The sequence below is a fragment of the Achromobacter sp. NPDC008082 genome (assembly GCF_042957345.1).
In the GTDB taxonomy this organism is placed as follows: Bacteria; Pseudomonadota; Gammaproteobacteria; order Burkholderiales; family Burkholderiaceae_B; genus Achromobacter; species Achromobacter kerstersii_A.
The window spans coordinates 647,814-670,280 of the sequence record NZ_JBIBIB010000003.1 but is presented as its reverse complement, the minus strand read 5'-3'; the positions used below and the strand labels follow the sequence as shown (position 1 = coordinate 670,280).

The 22,467-nt window shown below is 65.4% G+C and carries 21 protein-coding genes; 11 read left to right on the top strand and 10 right to left on the bottom strand.

All coding sequences use genetic code 11. From position 1 onward, the window contains the following. The first annotated feature begins 46 nt into the window (after positions 1–46). Entirely contained in the window at positions 47–943 is an 897-nt protein-coding gene (locus tag ACFZAI_RS15180; protein ID WP_391567633.1) for an NAD(P)/FAD-dependent oxidoreductase, read from the top strand. Positions 944–1,027: 84 nt separating this feature from the next. Here ACFZAI_RS15180 and ACFZAI_RS15175 read toward each other — a convergent pair whose 3' ends face one another. The 7 genes from ACFZAI_RS15175 to ACFZAI_RS15145 form a co-directional block, all read right to left on the bottom strand. Next, a complete protein-coding gene (locus ACFZAI_RS15175) occupies positions 1,028–1,996 on the bottom strand; it encodes an alpha/beta hydrolase family protein (RefSeq protein WP_391567632.1) in 969 nt (322 codons plus the stop codon). A gap of 201 nt (positions 1,997–2,197) precedes the next feature. Next, entirely contained in the window at positions 2,198–3,928 is a 1,731-nt protein-coding gene (locus tag ACFZAI_RS15170) for an ABC transporter substrate-binding protein (RefSeq protein WP_391567631.1), read from the bottom strand. An 87-nt stretch (positions 3,929–4,015) separates the two neighbouring features. Then, positions 4,016–4,324 carry a DUF2160 domain-containing protein gene (locus ACFZAI_RS15165; RefSeq protein WP_054421715.1) on the bottom strand — a complete coding sequence of 103 codons (309 nt, stop codon included), beginning with the start codon at positions 4,322–4,324 and terminating at the stop codon, positions 4,016–4,018. A gap of 12 nt (positions 4,325–4,336) precedes the next feature. Then, positions 4,337–5,149: a carbohydrate ABC transporter permease gene (locus ACFZAI_RS15160; protein WP_391567630.1), complete on the bottom strand. Its 813-nt coding sequence runs from the start codon at positions 5,147–5,149 to the stop codon at positions 4,337–4,339. After that, positions 5,142–6,032 carry a carbohydrate ABC transporter permease gene (locus ACFZAI_RS15155; RefSeq protein WP_054421708.1) on the bottom strand — a complete coding sequence of 297 codons (891 nt, stop codon included), beginning with the start codon at positions 6,030–6,032 and terminating at the stop codon, positions 5,142–5,144. The genes ACFZAI_RS15160 and ACFZAI_RS15155 overlap by 8 nt, the downstream gene beginning before the upstream one ends. Continuing rightward, positions 6,029–7,117 carry an ABC transporter ATP-binding protein gene (locus ACFZAI_RS15150; protein ID WP_391567629.1) on the bottom strand — a complete coding sequence of 363 codons (1,089 nt, stop codon included), beginning with the start codon at positions 7,115–7,117 and terminating at the stop codon, positions 6,029–6,031. Before ACFZAI_RS15150 ends, ACFZAI_RS15155 begins: the two co-directional genes overlap by 4 nt. Beyond that, positions 7,117–8,202 carry an ABC transporter ATP-binding protein gene (locus ACFZAI_RS15145; RefSeq protein WP_391567628.1) on the bottom strand — a complete coding sequence of 362 codons (1,086 nt, stop codon included), beginning with the start codon at positions 8,200–8,202 and terminating at the stop codon, positions 7,117–7,119. The genes ACFZAI_RS15150 and ACFZAI_RS15145 overlap by 1 nt, the downstream gene beginning before the upstream one ends. 222 nt (positions 8,203–8,424) lie before the next feature. Between ACFZAI_RS15145 and ACFZAI_RS15140 the strand changes: the two genes are divergently transcribed. Both ACFZAI_RS15140 and ACFZAI_RS15135 read left to right on the top strand, forming a co-directional pair. Beyond that, positions 8,425–9,243, top strand: a complete 819-nt coding sequence (locus tag ACFZAI_RS15140; protein ID WP_391567627.1) for a DeoR/GlpR family DNA-binding transcription regulator — start codon at positions 8,425–8,427, stop codon at positions 9,241–9,243. Between the two features lie 91 nt (positions 9,244–9,334). After that, a complete protein-coding gene (locus tag ACFZAI_RS15135) occupies positions 9,335–10,930 on the top strand; it encodes a glycerol-3-phosphate dehydrogenase/oxidase (protein ID WP_391567626.1) in 1,596 nt (531 codons plus the stop codon). Position 10,931: 1 nt separating this feature from the next. On the opposite strand, the gene ACFZAI_RS15130 is transcribed toward ACFZAI_RS15135, so the two are convergent. The 3 genes from ACFZAI_RS15130 to ACFZAI_RS15120 all read right to left on the bottom strand — a co-directional run bounded on the left by ACFZAI_RS15130 (position 10,932) and on the right by ACFZAI_RS15120 (position 13,465). Further along, positions 10,932–11,558 carry an HD-GYP domain-containing protein gene (locus ACFZAI_RS15130; protein WP_391567625.1) on the bottom strand — a complete coding sequence of 209 codons (627 nt, stop codon included), beginning with the start codon at positions 11,556–11,558 and terminating at the stop codon, positions 10,932–10,934. A gap of 165 nt (positions 11,559–11,723) precedes the next feature. Continuing rightward, entirely contained in the window at positions 11,724–12,404 is a 681-nt protein-coding gene (locus ACFZAI_RS15125; RefSeq protein ID WP_391567624.1) for a type 1 glutamine amidotransferase domain-containing protein, read from the bottom strand. Between the two features lie 11 nt (positions 12,405–12,415). Then, a complete protein-coding gene (locus tag ACFZAI_RS15120; protein ID WP_391567623.1) occupies positions 12,416–13,465 on the bottom strand; it encodes an NADP-dependent oxidoreductase in 1,050 nt (349 codons plus the stop codon). Positions 13,466–13,628: 163 nt separating this feature from the next. Here ACFZAI_RS15120 and ACFZAI_RS15115 point away from each other — a divergent pair, with 163 nt between their 5' ends. The 8 genes from ACFZAI_RS15115 to ACFZAI_RS15080 all read left to right on the top strand — a co-directional run bounded on the left by ACFZAI_RS15115 (position 13,629) and on the right by ACFZAI_RS15080 (position 22,467). Next, on the top strand, positions 13,629–14,363 hold the full coding sequence (locus tag ACFZAI_RS15115; RefSeq protein ID WP_391567622.1) for a TetR/AcrR family transcriptional regulator: 735 nt from the start codon (positions 13,629–13,631) through the stop codon (positions 14,361–14,363). Further along, complete coding sequence (locus tag ACFZAI_RS15110; RefSeq protein ID WP_391567621.1) at positions 14,360–15,325, top strand: HlyD family secretion protein; 966 nt, start codon at positions 14,360–14,362, stop codon at positions 15,323–15,325. The genes ACFZAI_RS15115 and ACFZAI_RS15110 overlap by 4 nt, the downstream gene beginning before the upstream one ends. Beyond that, the gene (locus ACFZAI_RS15105; protein ID WP_391567620.1) at positions 15,322–16,284 is read left to right on the top strand and encodes an ABC transporter ATP-binding protein; all 963 of its coding nucleotides are present in this window, start codon (positions 15,322–15,324) and stop codon (positions 16,282–16,284) included. Before ACFZAI_RS15110 ends, ACFZAI_RS15105 begins: the two co-directional genes overlap by 4 nt. Further along, on the top strand, positions 16,281–17,426 hold the full coding sequence (locus ACFZAI_RS15100) for an ABC transporter permease (protein ID WP_391567619.1): 1,146 nt from the start codon (positions 16,281–16,283) through the stop codon (positions 17,424–17,426). The genes ACFZAI_RS15105 and ACFZAI_RS15100 overlap by 4 nt, the downstream gene beginning before the upstream one ends. Positions 17,427–17,432: 6 nt before the next feature. Next, positions 17,433–18,926 (top strand): efflux transporter outer membrane subunit, encoded by a 1,494-nt coding sequence (locus ACFZAI_RS15095; RefSeq protein ID WP_391567618.1) that lies wholly within the window; start codon positions 17,433–17,435, stop codon positions 18,924–18,926. Positions 18,927–19,143: 217 nt separating this feature from the next. Next, a complete protein-coding gene (locus tag ACFZAI_RS15090) occupies positions 19,144–19,875 on the top strand; it encodes a DNA-binding response regulator (protein ID WP_391567617.1) in 732 nt (243 codons plus the stop codon). 78 nt (positions 19,876–19,953) lie between these two features. Next, a complete protein-coding gene (locus ACFZAI_RS15085) occupies positions 19,954–20,436 on the top strand; it encodes a YbaK/prolyl-tRNA synthetase associated domain-containing protein (protein WP_391567616.1) in 483 nt (160 codons plus the stop codon). A 51-nt stretch (positions 20,437–20,487) separates the two neighbouring features. Continuing rightward, positions 20,488–22,467: an FUSC family protein gene (locus tag ACFZAI_RS15080; protein WP_391567615.1), complete on the top strand. Its 1,980-nt coding sequence runs from the start codon at positions 20,488–20,490 to the stop codon at positions 22,465–22,467.

Below are 22,467 nucleotides of genomic sequence, written 5' to 3'. Positions count from 1 at the left end.
ATGCAACTTACCAAGTATCTTGATAACCGCTGAAGGAGATTTTCAGATGACCTACGACGCCATCATCGTGGGCGGCAGCTTTGCCGGCCTGTCCGCCGCCATGCAATTGGCTCGCGCCAGACGGCGCATTCTGTTGATCGACGGCGGTTTGCCACGCAACCGGTACGCTGCGCATTCACACGGATTTCTGGGCCAGGACGGCAAGGCGCCCGATGAGATCTTGCGGCAAGCGCGTGAGCAGCTGGCGCAGTACCCCACCGTGAAGTTTCTGGATGGCCAGGCCGTCATGGCGCGCGAAGACGCCGGCCTGCTGCACGTGACCATCGAAGACGGACAGCACGTTCAAGGCAAGCGCCTGATTCTGGCGACGGGCTTGCGCGACGAATTGCCGGCGCTTGCGGGCCTACAGGAACGCTGGGGGCAGACGGTCTTGCACTGCCCCTACTGCCACGGCTATGAAGTCGCGGGCAGTCCGCTGGGCGTGATGGCGGCGCACCCGCTGTCGGCGCACCAGGCCATGCTGCTGCCGGACTGGGGGCCTACCACTTACTTCACCCAGGGCGAGTTCGAACCGGATGCGGAGCAAGCCGCGGTGCTGGAAAAACGCGGCGTGCGCATCGAACGCACGCCCATTGTGGAACTGATGGGCACCGCGCCAGCGCTGGATGCCGTCAAGCTGGCCGACGGGCGGCGCATGGCGATCCACGCGCTGTTTGTCGCCAGCAAAACGCACATGGCCAGCCCCTTGGCCATGCAGCTGGGTTGCGCATTCAACGAGGGGCCGCTGGGGCCGTTGATCCGAGTGGATGAGCTGCGGCAGACATCGATTCCTAACGTCTATGCCGCAGGCGACGCCGCCATTCCGATGAGCAACGCCACGCTCGCCAGCGCATCTGGCGTCATGGCGGGCGTGTGCGTGCACCGCTCGCTGGTGATGGAATAGGAATTGGGAATTGGAGAATTGGGCGCAGGCAAATCGCAACCCGCGAATCGCGAATTGCAACCTGCGAATCGCGAACCCGCCTTCCTACAGATTCGCCTTGAAGAACTCCACGATCTTGGCGTTCAAGTCCTGATGGAACTGCGGGCGGTCGAACCCTGCCGCATCCTGGCACAGGGCGGGCAAGCGTTCCGCCTGCTCCGCTCTGCACGGCGCCAGAAAAACGAAATGGCCTGCGCCCGGCACCCGCTGGAAATCCGGCGCGGCAGGCAGCGCCTGACGCACGGCGTCCACGCTGGCAGGCGTCACGCCATCACCGCCCTGCTCCGACGCCCACAGCTGCACGGGAATCTTCACGGCCTTCAAGGCGTCGCCCGGAAACGCGTTCAACGGGTCGGCAATCACCGCCGCCTTGATGCGTTCGTCTTGCACATAGGGCTGCTGCGGAATTTTTCCGCTGGCGATGTCACGGCACATCGGTAGCGTGGGCGTGTCCTGGCACGCGGCCAGCCCCGCCTGAAAATCCGGCTTGGCGCCCGCGAGCACCAGCCCGGTATAGCCGCCGCGCGAAAAACCGAAGACGCCGATCTTCGACGCGTCCACCTTCGCCTGCTGCGGCCACGCCGTAGTCATGTAGTCCACCAGCCGCCGCATTTCACGAGGCCGCGTCGAGAAGATCGACAGATACCCCTGACGTGACCGGTCTTGCGCGTTGTCGCCCACATGATTGATTGCAGCCACCACAAAGCCCGCATTCGCCAACGCGGCGGCGGTGTCGTGATGGCTCAGGAACGCGCCCGCCGAACCATGCGAGATCACGATCAACGGATGCCGGCCATCTGGCACCGGGCAATTCAACACGCCGGGTATCGTCGCCGCGCCCACCTTGATGTCGGTGGCGGGCGTGGCGCACGGGTACCAGATGCCGCCGGTCAAACCGGGGCCGTTCATGTCCATGGGAATGTTCAAGCGTTGGAAACCGGCGGCGTGCGATGACGCCATGGCCAGACTGAAAACGGCGACTGCACTGATATGGCCAAGTAGATGCGTGGACATGCTGAATGGAAATTCCGCGAAGAGGCAAAGCAGGAAAGCCGGCATTATCCCATCGCCGCCACCAGAAAAAACAGGAACGAAAAAGGCGCTGCGTTGCCGCAGCGCCTGGTTGGCGATACGCACTTAGCGGCTTGGCGCTTAGCGCTTAGCACTTAACGCTTAACGCTTAACGCTTACCGCTAGGCGCTTACCGCTTACCGCTTACCGCACCTTGCCCTCCTTCCACGCCGCCAGCAGCTTTTCATACGGAATGGTTTCGCCCTTGGGCTTTTCATTCGCCAGCTTCTTCCACGGCGCGTGCTGGTCCGACAGCCACTTGCTGGGGTCGCTCTTGGCGTTGAGCTTGGGTGCGCATTGCGCCATGCCGGCGCGTTCCAGGCGCGCCATCACCTGATCCATTTCATTGGCCAGGTTGTCCATGGCGGCCTGCGGGGTCTTTTCGCCCGTGACGGCGGTGGCCACGTTCTTCCACCACAGTTGCGCCAGCTTCGGATAGTCAGGCACGTTGTTGCCGGTGGGCGTCCAGGCCACGCGAGCCGGGCTGCGGTAGAACTCGATCAGGCCGCCGTAGTTGGCCGCATTCTTCGTGAAGAAGTCGCTATGGATGTCGCTGTCGCGGATGAAGGTCAGCCCGGTGATGGACTTTTTGAGCGACACGGATTTCGACGTGACGAACTGCGCGTACAGCCAGGCGGCAGCCATCTTGTCGGGGTTGGTGGACTTGAAGAACGTCCACGAGCCCACGTCCTGATAGCCGTTCTGCATGCCGTCCTTCCAGTACGGGCCGTAAGGCGACGGGGCCATGCGCCACTTCGGCGTGCCGTCATCGTTCACGACCGGCAGGCCCTTCTTGGTCATGTCGGCGGTGAAGGCCGTGTACCAGAAGATCTGCTGCGCAATCTGCCCTTGGGCCGGCACGGGGCCGGACTCCGAGAACGTCATGCCCATCGCCTGCTGCGGCGCGAATTTCTTCATCCAGTCGATGTACTTGGTCAGGGCATAGACGGCGGCCGGGCTGTTGGTGGCGCCCCCGCGCGACACCGACGCGCCCACCGGCGTGCACTTGTCGTCGGCGACGCGGATGCCCCACTCGTCCACCGGCATGCCGTTGGGCAGCCCCTTGTCGGCCGCGCCCGCCATCGACAGCCACGCATCGGTAAAGCGCCAGCCCAGCGACGGGTCTTTCTTGCCGTAGTCCATGTGGCCGTAGACCTTTTTGCCGTCGATCTCCTTGACGTCGTTGGAGAAGAAGTCGGCAATGTCTTCATAGGCGGACCAGTTGGTTGGCACGCCCAGGTCGTAGCCGTACTTGGCCTTGAACTTGTCTTTCAGGTCCTGGCGGGCGAACCAGTCCGCGCGGAACCAGTACACGTTGGCGAATTGCTGGTCGGGCAACTGGTACAGCTTGCCGTCCGGCGCGGTGGTGAACTTGGTGCCGATGAAGTCCTTGATGTCCAGATTGGGGTTGGTCCATTCCTTGCCCGCCCCGGCCATGTAGTCGGACAGCGGCAGAATGGCCCCGTAGCGGTAGTGGGTGCCGATCAAATCCGAATCCGAGATCCAGCCGTCGTAGATGGACTTGCCGGACTGCATCGACGTCTGCAACTTTTCAACCACGTCGCCTTCCTGGATGAGATCGTGGTTGACCTTGATGCCGGTGATTTCACTGAACGCTTTGGCCAGCGTCTTCGATTCGTACTCGTGCGTGGTGATGGTTTCCGACACCACGCTGATTTCGTTGACGCCCTTGGCCTTGAGCTTGGCCGCGGCGTCCATGAACCATTTCATCTCGGCCATCTGCTGGTCTTTGGACAGCGTGGATGGCTGGAACTCGGCGTCCACCCACTTCTTTGCCTCGGGCTCGCCCGCCCACGCCCCTGACGTTCCGATCAGGGCGATAGCGGCCGCCACGGCGTGCATACGCATTTTCATGACCTGTCTCCTCGAATGTCCTTCCCCATCTTTTGCTGCGGACCGCTGGCCGGGGAAGATACGGGCCGTAGTCCTTCCTGATCCCTTTCAGCCTTTTCTCATGATGAAGGCCAGCAGCAACATGGACAGCACGAAGCTGATCCATACCGATGGCGGCTCGTCCAGCGAAAACCATTCCACCGCCTTCTGGCCAAACCCAAGAAACGCCAGGTTGAGCCAGGCCGCGGCCATCAAGCCGATGAACAAGCGGTCGCCCCGAGTCGTGCGCAACGGCAAAAAGCCCTTGCGCTCAACCGTGGGCGACTTCAATTCCCACACCGTCATGCCGATCAGCATCAGCACGATGCACGAAAAGAACACGGCGACGGGGGTGGTCCATACCATCCAACTGAACATGTCGCGCCCCCTTTACACGCGGCCCATCGCGAACCCCTTCGCGATGTAGTGCCGCACGAACCAGATGACGATGCCGCCGGGCACGATGGTCAACACACCGGCCGCCGCCAGCACGCCCCAATCCATGCCGGAGGCCGACACGGTGCGAGTCATGGTGGCGACGATGGGTTTGGCATTGACCGACGTCAGCGTGCGCGCCAGCAGCAATTCCACCCAACTGAACATGAAGCAGAAGAACGCCGCCACGCCCACGCCTGACTTGATCAGCGGCAGGAAGATAGTCAGGAAAAAGCGCGGGAACGAATAGCCGTCGACGTAGGCGGTTTCGTCGATTTCACGCGGCACGCCCGACATGAAGCCTTCCAGAATCCACACGGCCAGCGGCACGTTGAACACCAGATGCGCCAGCGCCACGGCCAGGTGCGTGTCCATCAGGCCAAACGAGCTGTACAGCTGAAAGAACGGCAAGAGGAACACGGCGGGCGGCGTCATGCGATTGGTGAGCAGCCAGAAGAACACGTGCTTGTCGCCGATGAAGCGGTAGCGCGAAAACGCATAGGCCGCGGGCAGCGCCACGGCCAGCGAGATCACGGTGTTGATGACCACGTAGATCAGCGAATTGATGTAGCCGGAATACCAGGCGGGGTCCGTGAAGATGGTGCGGTAATGCTCGAACGTGAAGTCACGCGGCCACAGCGTCAGCGTGCTGACGATTTCCGTATTGGTCTTGAACGACATGTTCAGCATCCAGTACAGCGGCAAGATGGCGAACACCAGGTACAGGGCCAGGAAGCCGTTACGCCACCAGGTGGATGAATCACGCATGGGGATGCTCCTCGTCGAGGCCGCCGGACGTGCCTGCGCGCTGCATCCAGTTGTAGAGGATGAAGCACAGCAGCAGGATGATCAGGAAGTAGATGATCGAGAACGCGGCGGCCGGGCCCAGGTCGAATTGGCCCACGGCCTTTTGCGTCAGGTATTGCGACAGGAACGTGGTGGCGTTGCCCGGCCCGCCGCCCGTCAGCACGAACGGTTCGGTATAGATCATGAAGCTGTCCATGAAGCGCAGCAGCACGGCTATCATCAGCACGCCACGCATCTTGGGCAGCTGGATATAGCGGAACACGGCCAGCCGGGACGCCCCGTCGATGCGGGCGGCCTGGTAGTAGGCGTCGGGAATGGCGCGCAGGCCCGCGTAGCACAGCAGCGCGACCAGCGGCGTCCAATGCCACACGTCCATGACCAGCACGGTCACCCAGGCGTCGAGGTCGTTGCCGGTGTAGTTGTAGTCCACCCCCAGCCAGGTCAAGGTCGCGCCCAACAAGCCGATGTCGGTGCGGCCGAACACCTGCCAGATGGTGCCCACCACGTTCCACGGAATCAGCAGCGACAGCGCGATGATCACCAGCACGGCAGACGCGCGCCAGCCGCTGGCGGGCATGGACAGCGCCAGCAGAATGCCCAGCGGAATCTCAATGGCCAGCACCGCCAGCGAAAAGCCGATCTGCCGGAACAACGCGCCGTGCAGCTCTTCATCTTGCAAGACGGCGGCAAACCATTCCGTGCCGACGAACACGCGACGCTCGGGGGAAATGATGTCTTGCACCGAGTAGTTGACGATGGTCATCAGCGGCAAGATCGCCGAAAACGCCACGCACAGCACCACGGGCAGCACCAGGAACCAGGCCCGATGATCGATGGGTTTCATGGGATCAGCACCTCGTCGCGATAAAAGCAGGTGTGCGGATTCAGCACTGACAGCCACACCGTGCCGCCCGCCGCCACGGGCACGATGTTGCTGCCCAGCCGGGCGCGCACAGCGGTGCCTTCGAAGTCGGCCACCAGCAAGGTGTAGGTGCCCACGTCCTGCACGCGATCCACCCGCATGGGCACGGCGCCGGCCGCACCGGGTTCGGCGACGCGCAGGTATTCGGGCCGCACGCCCAGCTTGACGGGGCCGGCATCGCGCAGTTTGGTCGCCAGATCGCCGCTTGCGCCTTCCACCCGCGCCTGCCCCACCATCAGCCCGCCGTCGCGCCACTGCGCGGGCAGGAAGTTCATGCCGGGCGAACCGATGAAATGGCCCACGAAGGTATGCGCGGGCCGTTCGAACAAGTCGTCCGCGCTGCCCACCTGCACGGCGCGGCCGCGCGCCATCACCATGACCTGATCGGCAAACGTCAGCGCTTCGGTCTGGTCGTGCGTGACGTAGATCAGCGTCAGCTTGAATTCGTGGTGGATTTCCTTGAGCTTTCTGCGTAACTCCCATTTCAACTGGGGGTCGATGACGGTAAGCGGTTCGTCAAACAAAATGGCCGACACGTCGCTGCGCACCAGACCCCGGCCCAGCGAGATCTTCTGCTTGGCGTCCGCCGTCAAGCCGCTTGCGCGCCGGTCCAGCACGGACGACATTTCCAGCATCTCGGCGATGCGGCCCACGCGTTCGCGGATGCGGTCGGGCGGGATGCCCCGGTTGCGCAGCGGGAATGCCAGGTTGTCGGCCACCGTCATCGTGTCGTACACGACAGGGAACTGGAACACCTGGGCGATGTTGCGCGCCTGCGGCGTCTTGGCCGTGACGTCCTGCCCATCGAACAGAATCCGCCCGTGCGATGGGCGCAGCAGCCCCGACACGCAATTGAGCAATGTGGTCTTGCCGCAGCCCGACGGCCCCAGCAAAGCGTATGCGCCGCCATCGCGGAACGTGAACTTCAGCGGCAGCAGCGCGTAGTCCTCGTCGGTTTGGGGATGGGCGACGTAGGAATGCGAAAGGTCCAGCTCAATCTGCGCCATCAGGTGAGCTCCCCCGCCCCCGCGGGCTGGCGCGGCGCGGCCAGCAGCGCGCCGTCGGCGCCAAAGGCGTAGGTCTGCGCCGGGTCGAAATACAGCTGCACGCGCTCGTCCAGCTTGTACCGGTGCACGCCTGGCAACTGCGCCACGACATCGCCGGCCGCCGTTTCGGCATGCACAAAGGTGTCGGAACCCGAAATTTCGGCCAGCTTCACCGTGCCAGGCAGGCTCAGATGCCCCGCGCGCGGCTCCACGTCCAGGGCGCCCGCCCGCAGGCCGGCGGTGATGTCGCCCCCGGCGTTGGCGGGCAACGAGCGGTCCACGGCCAGCTCGCCTTGCAGCACGAAGCCCGTGTCCGTGCGCCGGGCGGAAAAGAGGTTCATGGGCGGATCGCTGAACGCGCGCGCCACCCGGATGGAATTGGGCCGGTGAAAGACTTCGGCGGTGGGGCCGTATTGCAGCAGTTCGCCCGCATCCAGCACGGCGGTGTGGCCGCCCAGCAACAGCGCTTCGCCCGGTTCGGTGGTGGCGTAGACCACCGTGGAGCGCCCTTCCGCGAACAATTCCGAAAGCTCGTCGCGCAATTCTTCGCGCAGCTTGTAGTCCAGATTGACGAGCGGCTCGTCCAGCAGGATAAGCGGCGCATCCTTGACCAGCGCCCGGGCCAGCGCCACCCGCTGCTGCTGCCCGCCCGACAATTCAGACGGATAGCGCTCAAGCAAGTGGTCAATGTGCAGGCGCGCCGCCATGGCGCGGACTTTTTCGCGGAGGTCCCGTTCGCCGCGCAGCTTCAGCGGCGACGCAATGTTGTCGTAGACCGACATGGACGGGTAATTGATGAACTGCTGATACACCATCGCAACGTTGCGCTGGCGTACAGGCACGCCCGTGACGTCGGCGCCGTCGACCAGCACGCGGCCTTCGGTGGGCCGGTCCAGCCCGGCCATGATGCGCATCAACGAGGTTTTGCCGGCCAGGGTCACCCCCAGCAGCACTGTCATGGCGCCCGGAACGGGGGCCAGGCTCATGGGAGTCAGGTGCGTTTGCGAACCGGCGCGCAAACCTATCCTGTCCAGGGTCAGCTGCATCTAGTCTCCTCAACCTACTTATATGTCCCTGTTTTTACAAACGGACTTCGGCATTCGGTACAGCGCGGCACAACTTCCCAGCCGTTGCGCGCCAGGGCGCAACACGATGAGCATACTCTTTCAGATGGCTTTCGTTTTTTGTGCGTTTTACCGAAGAAGCGAACAAAAAACAATCTTGCACTGCGGCATTATTTTTCGCTTTTGTTGTTTTATCATTCGCATATGACATTAAATCCACGACAGAGCGCCTTGGTCGAAATGGTGCGAGCCCAAGGCTCGGCCACGATCGAAGAGCTCGCCAAACGCTTTGACGTCACGCTGCAAACCGTGCGGCGGGACGTGAACATTCTTTCCGAAGCCGGCCTGCTGTCGCGCTTTCATGGCGGCGTGCGCATTGAAGCGTCCACCATCGAGAACATCGCCTACCGCAAGCGCCAGGGGCTGCATGCGGCCGGCAAGCAGCGCATTGCCGAAGCCGTGGCGCGCGCCGTGCCGGATGGCTGTTCGCTGATTCTGAACATTGGCACCACCACCGAGGCCATTGCGCGCGCGCTGCTGCGCCACCGCGGCTTGCGCGTCATCACGAACAACCTGCATGTGGCGGACATTCTGTCTGACAACCCCGACTGCGAAGTCATCGTGGCGGGCGGCGTGGTGCGCTCGCGCGACCGCGGCATCGTCGGCGAAGCCACCATGGATTTCATCCGCCAGTTCAAGGTGGACATCGGGCTGATCGGCATTTCGGGCATCGAAGCCGACGGCACGCTGCGCGACTACGACTTCCGCGAAGTGCGCGTGGCGCGAACCATCATCGAGCAATCGCGCGAAGTCTGGCTGGCAGCAGACAGCAGCAAGTTCAAACGCCAGGCCATGGTGGAACTGGCGCATATCTCGCAGATCGACCGTTTCTTTACCGACGCGCATCCGCAGGAACCGCTGGCGCAGGTGTTGCTGGATTCCGGCGTGCGCTGCGACGTTGCGGCGGCCCCGAACCCGGCAGGCGCCGCCGCCTCTACGAACCCGTCGGCCACCCCCGCTTGAACGGGAGCCCCAGACCCGGGCCATCCGCCCGCCACTGACGCCCCGCACGAATCCACCCCGTATTTTTTTGGCGGCTTTGCCGCGACAACTTATGAACCAACCGCTAGCCAACGTCACCCCGCCCGATCGCAACCGCCTGTTGTCCACGCTGGACAACACGCCGTCCTGGGACGTCATCGTCATCGGCGGCGGCGCGACGGGCCTGGGCACCGCCGTGGACGCCGCCTCGCGCGGGTTTCGCACGCTGCTGATCGAAGGCGCCGACTTCGCCAAAGGCACGTCCAGCAAGGCCACCAAGCTGGTGCACGGCGGCGTGCGCTATCTGGCGCAAGGCAACGTCAGCCTGGTGCGCGAAGCGCTGCACGAACGCGGCCTGCTCAACCGCAACGCGCCGCATCTGGTGTGGCCGCTGGGCTTTGTGGTGCCGGCCTACAACCTGCTGGATCAGCCCTTCTACGGCATCGGCCTGAAGATGTACGACATGCTGGCCGGCAAGCTGAACCTGGCGCCCAGCCGCTGGCTGTCGCGCCGCGACACGCTGGCCAATGCGCCGACGCTGGCTGAAAAGGTCAACGGCCGCGGTCTGAAGGGCGGCGTGCTGTATTACGACGGCCAGTTCGATGACGCGCGCTTGGCCATGAGCCTGATGCGCACGCTGTTCGACCTGGGCGGCACGGCCGTGAACTACGTGCGCGCCACGGGCCTGACCACCAGCAACGGCAAGGTCGACGGCGTGACCGCCCAAGACGTGATCGGCGGCGCCAGCTTTTCGCTGCGCGCGCGCTGCGTCATCAACGCCACGGGCGTGTGGGTGGATGCCGTGCGCCGCATGGAAGACAAGAACGCGCAGACCATGGTGGCGCCCAGCCAGGGCGTGCACCTGACCTTGCCGCAGGATTTCCTGCCGGGCAAGCGCGCCATCCTGATCCCCAAAACCGACGACGGCCGCGTGCTGTTCGTGGTGCCATGGAACGGCCACACCATCGTCGGCACGACCGACACGCCGCGCAACGACCTGCCGCTGGACCCGGAAGCGGGCGCGCAGGATGTGGACTTCATTCTGAGCACGGCCGCGCGCTATCTCAGCCGCAAGCCCACACGCGATGACGTCACCAGCGTCTGGGCGGGCCTGCGTCCGTTGGTGAAGGCCACGGGCGATGCATCGACCAAGCAGTTGTCGCGCGAGCACACCATTCTGGTGTCCAACGCCGGGCTGGTGACGGTCACGGGCGGCAAGTGGACGACCTACCGCCGCATGGCGCAAGACGTGGTGGACACGGCGATTCAGCATCAGCTGCTGACGCAAGCCAGCTGCCGCACGGAGTCCCTGCCCTTGCACGGCGCATCGGGCCTGGCTCCGTCGCAAGAACACGCGGGCACGCCCGACAGCTATTACGGCAGCGATCTGGCCACGTTGAAGGCCTTGCCGGGCGCCGAGCGCATGCTGGTCAAGGCCAGCGGCCTGTCTGAAGCGCACGTGCGTTTCGCCGCGCGCTTTGAACTTGCGCGCAGCGCCGAAGACGTGCTGGCGCGCCGCAACCGCGCGCTGTTCCTGGATAGCGAAGCCGCCATGCTGGCCGCCCCGGAAGTGGCCCGCATCCTGGCTGAAGAACTGGGCCACGACGCCGCATGGCAGCAACGCACGCTGCAAGATCTGGCGGTGGTGGCGGCGAAGTACCGGCTGTAATTCACGGCACCCGTAATGGGCTGACCAGAATCATCGCTTCAAATACGCGCAGCATGTCGGGGTCGCATTTTGACCCCGCTTCGCGATTCAGGATGCGCATGATCTCGGCGTGCGACCGGGCCGGATGGTAGGGCCGCGTATCGCCCAGCGCGTCGTACGAATCGGCCAGCGAAATCACGCGCGAGAGCATCGGGATGTCGTGTCCCGACAGCCCGGCCGGGTAGCCCGACCCATCGAAATGTTCATGATGATGCCGTACCGCCAGCGCGACCAGATCGCGCTGCGGGATGTCGCTGTGCATGATGATGTCGGCGCCGGTTGCGGCATGCCCCTTCATGATTTCCCAATCTTCCGCTTCCAGCCGGTTCGGCGAAAACAGCACGCGGTCGGGGGTGCCGATCTTGCCCACATCATGCAGGCGGGCGGCAACCGCCACCGCCGCTTGTTCGGATTCGCTCAGGCCGCAGGCTTGGGCCAGCGCCACGCTCAGGGCGACCACGCGGTCGCAGTGGCGGCCGGTGGCGAGGTCACGTGCTTGCATGGCCGCAAACAGCGCGGCCTCGCAAGAGCCCGCGCCGGCTGGGCGGCCGTGGGAAGCATCAGAGTTTTCGGGTACGTCGGGAGGCATCAGGGAAGGCGCGCCGCTGCAACGGAGAGGCACGCTTGTGTCAGAAAGTAGCAATTCTGACACAGTGTGCCGAACTTCAACCCAAACAGAAGACAGCCCGGGAAGCGGCGCAGATACTGCGTCTGCCGCCGCCCGGGTCCGGCTGGCAACGATTTCAGGCCACTATCAGCTCTTTAACCGCGCCAACAAGGCCTGCGCCACCCCTACCGACGATGCCGGATTCTGCCCGGTGACCAGCAAACCATCGCTGACGACGTAGGGCTGCCAATCCGGCCCTTTGCTGTACACGCCGCCCAAGCGCACCAACTCATCTTCGACCAGAAACGGCACCACATCGGTCAGTTGCACCGCCGCCTCTTCCGCGTTGGAAAAGCCCGTGACCTGACGGCCCTGCACCAGCGGTTTGCCGTCGGCCGTCTTGGCGTGGCGCAGCACGCCGGGCGCATGGCACACCGCCGATACCGGCTTGCCGGCCGCCAGCATCGTTTCAATCAAGGCCACCGATTTGGCGTCTTCCGCCAAGTCCCACAAGGGGCCATGGCCGCCCGGATAGAACACCGCGTCGTAGTCGGCCGCCTGCACCTCGGCCAGGCGGCGGGTGGACGCCAACAGGCGCTGGGCCTCGGCGTCCTGGCGGAAACGGCGCGTGTCGTCCGTCTGCGCGTCGGGGTCATCGCTCTTGGGGTCCAGCGGCGGCTGGCCGCCTAACGGCGAGGCCAGCGTCACCGTCGCGCCCGCGTCCACAAACGCGTAGTACGGCGCGGCAAACTCTTCCAGCCAGAAGCCGGTCTTGCGGCCGGTGTTGCCCAGCGTGTCGTGCGAAGTCAGCACAATCAGGATTTTCATGGTGCGCCCCTTTAGCTTGCAGGTTGCTCGTCCGGGCCGACACGCACAATGCGCTTGCCCGCGTTTTCGCCCTTCAACAGGCCCATCAAGCCGCGCGGCGCGTTCTCCAGGCCTTCGACCACGTCTTCGCGATACTTGATGCGCCCTTGCTGGATCAGCCCTTCCATCGCGTCGCGGAATTCACCGTAGCGATGCGCGTATTCGTTGAAGATGATGAAGCCCTGGAACGTCAGGCGCTTGGTCAGGATGGTGCGCATCAGCAGCGCCAGGCGATCGGGGCCTTCGGGCTGGCTGGTGGCGTTGTAGGCCGAGATCAGGCCGCAGACCGGCACGCGCGCACGCGGGTTCAAAAGCGGCAGCACAGCATCGAACACCGCGCCGCCCACGTTTTCGAAATACACATCGATGCCCTGCGGCACGGCGCGCGCCAAGCGGCCAGCCAGATCGGGCAGCTTGTGGTCCACGCAGTCGTCAAAACCCAGCTCATCGACCACATAGCGGCACTTGTCGGCGCCCCCCGCAATGCCCACGACCTTGCAGCCGTGGATTTTGGCGATCTGCCCCACCACCGCGCCCACCGCGCCGCTGGCGGCGGCCACAACCACCGTCTCGCCCGCCTTGGGTTTGCCGATGTCCAACAGCCCCATGTAGCCGGTAAAGCCGGGCATGCCCAGCACGCCCAGCGAATACGACGGATGTTGCGGCTTTGCGCCCAAACGCAGCAGGCCCGCGCCATCCGACAAGGCGTAGTCCTGCCAGCCCGACTGGCCCAGCACCCATTCGCCAACGGGGAAATCAGGATGATTGGACGCCACAACCCGCGTGACGGTGCCGCCTACCATGGGCTGCCCCACTTGCACGGGTTCGGCGTAGGACGGCGCATCGCTCATGCGGCCACGCATGTAAGGGTCCAGCGACAGGTACACGGTGCGCAGCAGCACCTGGCCGGGGCCGGGCTTGGGGACTTCGCTTGTTTCCAGACGGAAATCGCTGTCTGCGGGTTCGCCATGCGGGCGAGCGGCCAGCACGATGCGGCGGTTGATTGACGGTGATTGCGACATGAATCCAGCCTCCTACGGGGAAGCCGCCCGGGTCTTGCGGGCAAGGCCCGGGTGGCAAGATGGGGAACCGGCCCATTACACCATCGAAGCCCCGCGCACTGTTTTGTAACCCTGACGCTTGATCCCCTTTTAATTAATTAAAGCCTTAATTAAACTGCGGCCCATGTCTTCGTCATCCCCTTCCCCGCGCCGTCCCGGGCGCCCCGTGCGCCCCGACAATGCCGCCATGCGCGCCAACTTGCTCGACATCGCCACGGGTCTGTTCGCGGCCCAAGGCGTGGCGGCCACCACGATTTCGCATATCGCCCAGCGCGCCGCCGTCACGCCGGCGATGCTGCATTACTACTTCAAGAGCCGGGATCAGTTGATTGATGCGGTGGTGCAGGAGCGGGTTCTGCCGGTGATCGGCTTCGTGTGGGCGCCGGTGCCGCTGATGGCGGAATCCGCAGGCGGCACGAACGCCGACCCCGCCGCCGCCGCACGCCGCTACCTGGTTGAAATCGTCAACCGCATCGTGCAGAGCGCCACCGAACGCCCGTGGCTGCCCGCCCTGTGGATGCATGAAGTCGTAAACGAAGGCGGCCAGTTACGCGAACGCGTGTTGCCCCATCTGCCGACCGAACGCTTGCAGGTGTTCGCCGGCCTGATCGCGCAAGCGCAAGGCCAAGGCGGAATCACACCCGGCGTTGAACCGCGGCTGGTGTTCCTGTCCATACTTGGCCTGACCTTGCTGCCGCTTGCCACGTCCAACCTGTGGCGGCGCATCTGGCAAGGCGACGCGCAAGCGCAAACCATCGACACCCGCGCCATTGCCGCTCACGCCATCGCCATGCTGACCGGCGGTTTGTTTTCACCGCCCGCCCCGCCCACCCCTGCCCCCCAGGAATGCCAACCATGAGCATGCCGCGCCCGCTTTTGCATTGTTCCCTGCCCGCCTTGGCGCTGCTGTTGCTGGGCGGTTGCGGGAACGACACCCACCCCTTCTATCAAGGTTATGTCGAAGGCGACTACGTGTATGTGGCCTCGTCCGAAGCCGGCCGGCTGGATGCGCTGGCCGTCAAGCGCGGGCAGCAGGTGGCGGCCGACGCTCCACTGTTCACGCTGGAGGCCACGCGCGAACGCGCCGCCCGCGATGAGGCCAGCGCGCAGTTGGCGGCGGCCACCGCGCAGCTGGAAGACATCGCCACCGGCAAGCGCCCCGAAGAAGTGGACGTAAGCCGTGCGCAGTTGGCGCAGGCCGAAGCCGCCAGCCGCCGCTCGGCCGCGCAACTGCAACGCGATACCGCGCAATTCCGCATCGGCGGGATTGCGCGCGCGCAGCTGGAAGACAGCCGCGAGCAGGCGCAGTCAGACGCCGCCCGCGTGCGCGAATTGCGCGCGCAATTGGAAGTGGCGAACTTGCCGGGCCGGCAGGATCAGCGCCGCGCGCAGGCCGCCCAAGTCGAGGCCGCCCGCGCCACGCTTGCTCAAGCCGAATGGACGCTGGCGCAAAAGCAATTGGGCGCCCCGGCAGCGGGCCAGGTGTTTGACACGATGTACCGCGTGGGCGAATGGGTGCCCGCCGGCAGCCCCGTCGTCAGCCTGCTTCCACCCGGCAATATCAAGGTGCGCTTCTTCGTGCCGGAAACCGTGGTGGGCGCATTGAAGGTGGGCCAGCAGGCCACGCTGCGCTGCGACGGCTGCGGCGACCCCATTCCCGTGCATATCGACTTCGTGTCGAATCAGGCCGAGTACACGCCGCCGGTGATCTACAGCCGCGAAAGCCGCAGCAAGCTCGTGTACATGGTCGAAGCGCGCCCCACGCCTGAAGCCGCCACGCGGCTGCATCCCGGCCAGCCGGTTGAGGCCACGCTGCAATGAACGCGCCAGACAACGCCCCCCCCGATGCCGGGCGCGCCGTCATCGACGTGCACGGGCTGAACAAGCATTTCGGCGACAAGCACGTCGTCAACGATGTGTCGCTGCGTGTGCAGGAAGGCGAGATCTTCGGCTTTCTTGGCCCCAACGGCAGCGGCAAGACGACCAGCATCCGCCTGATGTGCGGCCTGTTGACGCCCGACTCAGGCAGCGGCACCTGCCTGGGCTACGACATCCTGCGCGAAAGCGCCGAGATCAAGCGGCATGTGGGCTACATGACGCAAAAATTCTCGTACTGGGACGACCTGACGATCCGCGAAAACCTGGACTTCGTGGCGCGCATGTATGGCATGCCGCAGCGCAAGGAAACCGTGGACCGCGCACTGGAAGATCTGGGCCTGCAAAGCCGCGCCAAACAATTGACGGGGTCGCTGTCGGGCGGATGGAAGCAACGGCTGGCGCTGGCCGCCTGCCTGCTGCACGAACCGCGCCTGCTGCTGCTGGACGAACCCACCGCGGGCGTGGACCCGACCGCGCGCCGCGACTTCTGGGAGCAGCTGCACGAGCTGGCCGCGCGCGGCATCTCGGTGCTGGTCAGCACGCATTACATGGATGAAGCCGAGCGCTGCCACAAGCTGGCCTATATCTCGTACGGCCGCCTGCTGACGCAAGGCACGGCCGACGAAGTGATCGCCGAACAGCATCTGACCACCTGGGCCATCCATGGCCACAATCTGGTGCCGCTGGGCAAGCGCCTGCGCGGCGCGCCGGGCGTAGACCAGACCGTGGCGTTCGGCTCGGCGCTGCACATCAGCGGGCGCGACGCCGGCCAGCTGGAGCGCACGCTGCGCCAGGCCATCGACGGCCAGGACCTGTGGCTGGAACGCATCGACACCAGTCTTGAAGACGTCTTCATCTACTTGATGAACCGGTCCACCGACAACTTCGCGAGCCCGCCATGATGCGCCATCTGCAAGGCTTTTCGTGGTCGCGCTGGTGGAGCATGGTGCTGAAAGAGTTCCTGCAACTGCGCCGCGACCGCATCACGTTCGGCATGATTGTGGGCCTGCCCATCATGCAGCTAGCGCTGTTCGGTTACGCCATCAACACGGACCCCAAGCAGATGCCCACGGCGGTCATCACGGCCGACCACAGCCCCTTCACGCGCAGCTTCATCGCGGCGATGAAGTCGTCAGACTACTTCCACATCACCGAAGAGCTGGACAACGAGGAAGCCGGCCGCGCGGCGCTGGCGCAAGGCCGCGTGCTGTTCGTGGTGACGATACCGCCGGACTTCTCGCGCCGCTTATTGCGCGGCGAGCGCCCCGCGTTGTTGATTGAAGCCGACGCCACCGACCCCATGGCCACCGGCATGGCGATTGGCGCGGCGACGCAGCTGACGCAGGCCGTGGCGCAGAAGGATTTGACGGGGCCGCTTGCCGGATTGGCGGGCGGGCAACCCGCGTTCGACGTGCGCGTGCACCAGCTCTATAACGAAGAGCAGATCTCGCAATACAACACCGTGCCGGGCTTGATGGGCGTGATTCTGACGATGACGCTAGTGATGATGACGGGGCTTGCCATGACGCGCGAACGCGAGCGCGGCACGATGGAAAACCTGCTGGCCATGCCGGTGCGCCCGCTTGAGGTGATGACGGGCAAGATCGTGCCTTACATCGCCATCGGGCTGATCCAGGCCACCATCATCTTGCTGGCCGCGCACTTCGTGTTCCATGTGCCGATTCTGGGCAGCCTGCTGTCGGTGTATCTGGCGGCGCTGCTATTCGTGGCGGCGAACCTGACGGTGGGAATCACGCTGTCGTCGCTGGCGCAGAACCAGCTGCAAGCCATGCAGCTGACCATGTTTTATTTCCTGCCCAACATGCTGCTGTCCGGTTTCATGTTCCCGTTCCAGGGCATGCCGATGTGGGCGCAGTACCTGGGCAACCTGCTGCCGCTGACGCATTTCAACCGGCTGATTCGCGGCATCCTGCTGAAAGGCAACGGCTGGTGGGACCTGTGGCCCAGCATCTGGCCGCTGATGGTGTTCACCGCGGTCGTCATGACCCTTGCCGTGAAGTTCTACCGCCGAACCCTGGATTAACGCGCCATGTCACTGTTCACGCCTCTTGCTTTGCCGCAGCACCGCCCGCCCCTGGCGGCGCTGAGCCTGCTTCTGCTGCTGGTTTCCGGATGCGCGGTGGGGCCTGATTTTCAAGCGCCCGCCGCGCCGGATGTGGCCGCGTATTCCTCGCAAGACAACGCCCCAACGGCCGGCGCACAGCAATTGAAGCCCGGCGTGGATATCCCCGCGCAATGGTGGACGCTGTTTCATTCCGACGCGCTGGATCAATTGGTGCGCCAGGCGCTGGACGCCAGCCCCACGCTGGATGAAGCACGCGCGCGGCTGCGCCAGGCCACCGAAGATCTGGATGCCGAAACGGGCGGCCGGCTCGCCCCATCGGTTGACGCCAACCTGTCGGGCGCGCGCAAGAAAGTGGACCCGTCCGCTTACGGCGTGCCCGTTGCGGAATTGCCGCCGCCCTTCACGCTCTACAACGCGTCGATTGATGTGTCCTACACGCTGGATGTGTTTGGCGGCAACCGCCGCGCGTTGGAAGGCATGGCGGCGCAAGTGGATTATCAGTCGCACGAATGGCAGGCCGCGCGCATGGCGCTGGCCGCCAACGTGGTTACCGCCGCCATCCGCCAGGCGGACGTGTCCGAACGGCTGGCCGCCACCCGCGAATTGCTGGCGGCGCAACTGCGCCAGCAAGACATCATGCGGCAACGCGTGGCGGCGGGCGGGGTTGCGCAGGCGGACTTGAGCAATCAGGAATTGCTGGTGGCGCAAACGCGCGCCACGTTGCCGCCGCTGGATCAACAGCTGTCGCAGGCCACGCACCAATTGGCCGTGTACCTGGGCATGCCGCCCGCGGCGCTGACGACGCCGCCGTTGCGCTTGGCCGATCTGACGCTGCCTGCCGATATTCCCACCGGCGTGCCGTCCGCCCTGACACGGCAGCGGCCCGACATCCTGGCCGCCGAAGCGTTGTGGCATAAAGCGTCGGCGGATGTGGGCGTGGCCACGGCAAATCAGTATCCGCAGTTCACGTTGACGGCCAGTTTTGGGTCGCAACGCACCAGTGTGGGGGATATTGCCAACGGCGTAAACGTGTGGAACCTGGGGCTGGGTGTGGTGCAACCCTTATTTCGCGGCGGTGAACTTCGGGCGCGCAAACGCTCGGCAGAAGCCGCCTATGACGCCGCCGCGGCGTCGTACCGGCAAACCGTGCTGGACGGTTTCCGGCAAGTGGCGGACGCGCTGCGCGCCGTGCAAACCGACGGCGAAGCCTTCGCCGCCTATGACCAGGCCTGGCGCCGCGCCGAAGACGCCGAACGCATCGCGCAAGGCCGTTATGCCGCGGGCGGCATCAGCCATCAAAGCCTGCTGGACAGCCAGCGCCAGCTGCTGCAAACGCGTATTGCACGCACGCAAGCCGATGCCGCGCGCTATGCGGACACGGCGGCGCTGCTGCAAGCGCTGGGCGGCGGCTGGTGGAACGAACCCGCGGCTTCCCCGCCCGCCACAGCAACCCGATAGCCCGCGCGCGTTCAACCCCGAGTCAGCGGGGTGCCACCCTGCCTTGATTCAAACAATGTTCGATTCAATCGGGCGGTCAAACCCCGCCCGCGCGTAGCAGATGGCCCGTAATCATGTCTGAGAATTCGGGTACGAAAGTGGCGTTGTGCGACGTTTGGGAAATGGTGGTATCCGTAGCATCATGCATGCGCTCAAGCTGCACAGATCACTACGATTCATGAATGACCTACTAGACCTGATCGTCTTCTCTCCCGATCCCGACCAACGAGTGCGCCGCAGCGACGCACTGGCTGGCATGGGATTTTCGCCTCGACGCTGTGAGGACTCCAATGGCCTGTTCCGCCTGTTTCAGGCGCGGCGCACGCCATTGTTGGTAATGGAAGCCGAATTAACCGACCTCTGCATGGCCGTCGCAGGTCTGCGCGCCATGGACACGACCGCCGGCATTGTTGCGGTCTCAACCTTCGACACGCCCGAAAACCGCATTCTGGGGCTGCATTGCGGCGCCGACGCCTGCTTTCAGCCCGATGTCGCCACCGCCGAAATCGCCGCGGCGTTGCAGGCGCTGGTGCGCCGCGTGCCCGCCACGGGGCGCCGCCCGCTTGTGCCGGACGTCGAGCCGCGCGTCGTGCCCGCCGCGCCGCTTCTCGCCGATGCGCCGGGCAAATGGCAATTCCACGACGCCGCCTGGACGCTGGTCAGCCCGCAAGGCACGCGGCTGTCGTTGACCCTGGCCGAGCGCGAGTTCCTGCTCAAGCTCACGGCGTCCGCCGACAAACGGCTGCCGCGCAGCGACCCGCCGGGCGTGGACCCGCAAGCCGGGCGCGAATCCATCCGCCGCACCGACGTCGTCGTGAGCCGCTTGCGGCGCAAGGCGCTGGATGTGAATGTGGAGCTGCCCATCCGCACCGTTTGGGGCTGGGGCTATGCCTTCACCGGAGACATCTGAGCGCCGCTGGCGGGCGTATCATGCGACGTGCGGGGCCGCGGCTTGCGGCCCCCGTCCGTCCACTTACCTATTGCCGCCATGGAAGTCTTTGAACGCCTGCAAGCCCTGTTTGCCCAGCACCAGGTTCGCCACCGCCTGATCGAACACGCTGCGGCGGGCCGATCCGTCGAAGTCGCCGCCATACGCGGCACCGAAGTCAGCCAGGGCGCCAAGGCGCTGGTCTGCCGGGTGAAGATCTCGTCGAACGTGCGCAAGAACGTGCTGGCCGTGTTTCCGGCCGACAAGCAGGCCGACCTGGACGCCATTGCGCGCGCCGCGGGCGGCAAAAAGGCGTCGCTGGCGTCCCAAGACCTGGCGCGCGAACTGACCGGCTGCGAGATCGGCGCCATCCCGCCCTTTTCCTTCAACCCTGACCTGCACTTGCTGGTGGACCCCAGCCTGCGTTCACGCCACGATGAAATCGTGTTCAATGCCGGCCGCCTGGACGCGTCCATCCTGTTGAACACGGAAGACTACTTCCGGCTGGCCGCGCCCGACGTGGCGCCGCTGATCAAGGCCTGACGCCGCCCACCATGATGTCGCCGCTCCGATGTCATCACCCATGAAACCGCCGTGTCCCGTTCATCCCTGACCCGCGGCGCGCGCAGCTCGAACATGCGCTGGCTGATGAGCCTGGCGCATATGGAGCCCTCGCCCGTCAGCCGATGGGTGGCGCTGCGGGCGGCGCTGGCCATCGGCTTGCCCTCGGCGGTGGGCCTGGCGCTGGACCAAAGCGCGGCTGCCGCGCTGGTCGCGCTGGGCGCCTTGCCCGCCATTACCGGCGACAACGGCGGCCCCTACCGCAACCGGGCGCTGTCCATCGGGTCCACCGTGTTTGGCGGCGCCTTGGGCTATCTGCTGGGTAATTTGGTGGCCGGGCATGGCTTGCTGACCAGCGCCGCGATGACGCTGCTGGTGCTCATCGCCAGCCTGATCGGCACGTTCAACAACATCGCCGCCGTTGCTACGCTGCAATTCGCGGTGTACGTCATTGTGGGCGCGAGCCTGACCTCGACCCTGCCGCCCTGGCTGCCGTCGGTGCTGGTGGGCGTGGGCGGCTTGTTCGGCTTGGGGCTGACCTTGTCGGGGTGGGTGGTGAACCCCATCGCGCCCGAACGCGCCGCCGTGGCGCTGGCCTACCGCAAGCTGGCCGCCATGTTCGCCGCCATTGGCACGTCGCGCACGATGGTGGCGCGCCGCGACATGGAAGCGGCCATGACCACCGCTTACGACACCGTGCTGGCGGCGCGTGGCCGGGCGATGGGGCCATCGCCCCGGCTGGCGCGGCTGGCCGCGCAGTTGCAGGCCTGCACGCCGCTGACCAACGCCGCGCTGGCGCTGGCGCGCGCGGGCCGCGTGCTGCCGCCTGAATGCGCGCGCGTCATGAACCGCTTGGCCGACCGCGTGGAAAACGACGCCGACCCTGACCCCGGCGACGACATCGCCGCCTTGCGCCTCGCCAATATGCCGCAACTGGCCGACGCCCTGGCGCAGGCCTTGCCCTTGCTGGACGGCGCAAAGCCTCCCAACCCGGACCCGCTGGCAACCCTTGCGCCCGTGCGGCCGCGCACGCCCTGGCGGGTGCTGGCTCGCACGTATCGGCCCGGGCCCACGACGGTGCGCTACCTGATCCGGCTGGCGCTGTGCCTGATCGCGGCGGAAGCAGTGGCGATGGCCGCATCGCTGCCCCGGTCGTACTGGGTGCCGCTGATTGTCGTGGTCATTTTCAAACCGAACTTTGGATCGGTCTTTGCGCGTGCGCTGCAAAGCTGCGCCGGCAGCGTGGTGGGCGTGGCCATCAGCGCGACGGTGCTGGCCGTGGACCAGAGCGGCGTCGCCAGCCTGCTGACGGTGGCGGCGCTGGCCGCGTTGCTGCCCTGGTCCATTCGCCGCAACTACGGATTGTTCTCGGCCATTCTGGTGCCCATCCTGATGCTGTTGATTGGCGCGCTGCAACCCGGCACCTGGACCATCGCATTGGCCCGGCTGGTGGATGTGGGCGTGGCGGCCGGCATTGTGCTGGTCGTGGGCTACCTGCCCTGGATACGCATCGAACGCAGCAACCTGGACCACGCCGTGTCCGCGGCGATGGACACCTTGGCGGCCTATCTGAATACCGTGTTTCAGGCCGACCCAGCCAACCGCCACGACCTGCGCGCTCGCGCTTATGCGCGGCTGTCTGACCTGCGCATCGCCTTGCAGCGCGGGCTGTCCGAACCGCGTCTGGTCAGCCGCCGCGCGCTGGCATGGTGGCCGGTTGAGGTGGCGCTGGAGCGCGTGGCCAACGCCATTTCGGACACGGCGTGGTCATGGCCGGAAGGCCAGACGCCGCCCCCCGCCGCCGAAGTCGCGCAACTGGCCGACGCCCTGCACGCCATGAGCGTGGCCGTCGGCCAAGGCGTGGCCATGCCCGCTACCGCCGTCACCGCCCCCTCGCCCGCGCTGGCCGATGTGGCCGCCGAAATCGAAGCCTTGCGCGCCGTGCTGGCCGGCCCGGATTTTGCGGCGGCCCCCGGCGCTGGCGCCCCCAAACACCCCGTCCACCAGGTCTGA

Coding starts and splice junctions, on each gene's coding strand:
- ACFZAI_RS15180 (WP_391567633.1), top strand. CDS start 47: ATGACCTACGACGCCATCATCGTGGGCGGCAGCTTTGCCGGCCTGTCC.
- ACFZAI_RS15175 (WP_391567632.1), bottom strand. CDS start 1,996: ATGTCCACGCATCTACTTGGCCATATCAGTGCAGTCGCCGTTTTCAGT.
- ACFZAI_RS15170 (WP_391567631.1), bottom strand. CDS start 3,928: ATGAAAATGCGTATGCACGCCGTGGCGGCCGCTATCGCCCTGATCGGA.
- ACFZAI_RS15165 (WP_054421715.1), bottom strand. CDS start 4,324: ATGTTCAGTTGGATGGTATGGACCACCCCCGTCGCCGTGTTCTTTTCG.
- ACFZAI_RS15160 (WP_391567630.1), bottom strand. CDS start 5,149: ATGCGTGATTCATCCACCTGGTGGCGTAACGGCTTCCTGGCCCTGTAC.
- ACFZAI_RS15155 (WP_054421708.1), bottom strand. CDS start 6,032: ATGAAACCCATCGATCATCGGGCCTGGTTCCTGGTGCTGCCCGTGGTG.
- ACFZAI_RS15150 (WP_391567629.1), bottom strand. CDS start 7,117: ATGGCGCAGATTGAGCTGGACCTTTCGCATTCCTACGTCGCCCATCCC.
- ACFZAI_RS15145 (WP_391567628.1), bottom strand. CDS start 8,202: ATGCAGCTGACCCTGGACAGGATAGGTTTGCGCGCCGGTTCGCAAACG.
- ACFZAI_RS15140 (WP_391567627.1), top strand. CDS start 8,425: ATGACATTAAATCCACGACAGAGCGCCTTGGTCGAAATGGTGCGAGCC.
- ACFZAI_RS15135 (WP_391567626.1), top strand. CDS start 9,335: ATGAACCAACCGCTAGCCAACGTCACCCCGCCCGATCGCAACCGCCTG.
- ACFZAI_RS15130 (WP_391567625.1), bottom strand. CDS start 11,558: ATGCCTCCCGACGTACCCGAAAACTCTGATGCTTCCCACGGCCGCCCA.
- ACFZAI_RS15125 (WP_391567624.1), bottom strand. CDS start 12,404: ATGAAAATCCTGATTGTGCTGACTTCGCACGACACGCTGGGCAACACC.
- ACFZAI_RS15120 (WP_391567623.1), bottom strand. CDS start 13,465: ATGTCGCAATCACCGTCAATCAACCGCCGCATCGTGCTGGCCGCTCGC.
- ACFZAI_RS15115 (WP_391567622.1), top strand. CDS start 13,629: ATGTCTTCGTCATCCCCTTCCCCGCGCCGTCCCGGGCGCCCCGTGCGC.
- ACFZAI_RS15110 (WP_391567621.1), top strand. CDS start 14,360: ATGAGCATGCCGCGCCCGCTTTTGCATTGTTCCCTGCCCGCCTTGGCG.
- ACFZAI_RS15105 (WP_391567620.1), top strand. CDS start 15,322: ATGAACGCGCCAGACAACGCCCCCCCCGATGCCGGGCGCGCCGTCATC.
- ACFZAI_RS15100 (WP_391567619.1), top strand. CDS start 16,281: ATGATGCGCCATCTGCAAGGCTTTTCGTGGTCGCGCTGGTGGAGCATG.
- ACFZAI_RS15095 (WP_391567618.1), top strand. CDS start 17,433: ATGTCACTGTTCACGCCTCTTGCTTTGCCGCAGCACCGCCCGCCCCTG.
- ACFZAI_RS15090 (WP_391567617.1), top strand. CDS start 19,144: ATGAATGACCTACTAGACCTGATCGTCTTCTCTCCCGATCCCGACCAA.
- ACFZAI_RS15085 (WP_391567616.1), top strand. CDS start 19,954: ATGGAAGTCTTTGAACGCCTGCAAGCCCTGTTTGCCCAGCACCAGGTT.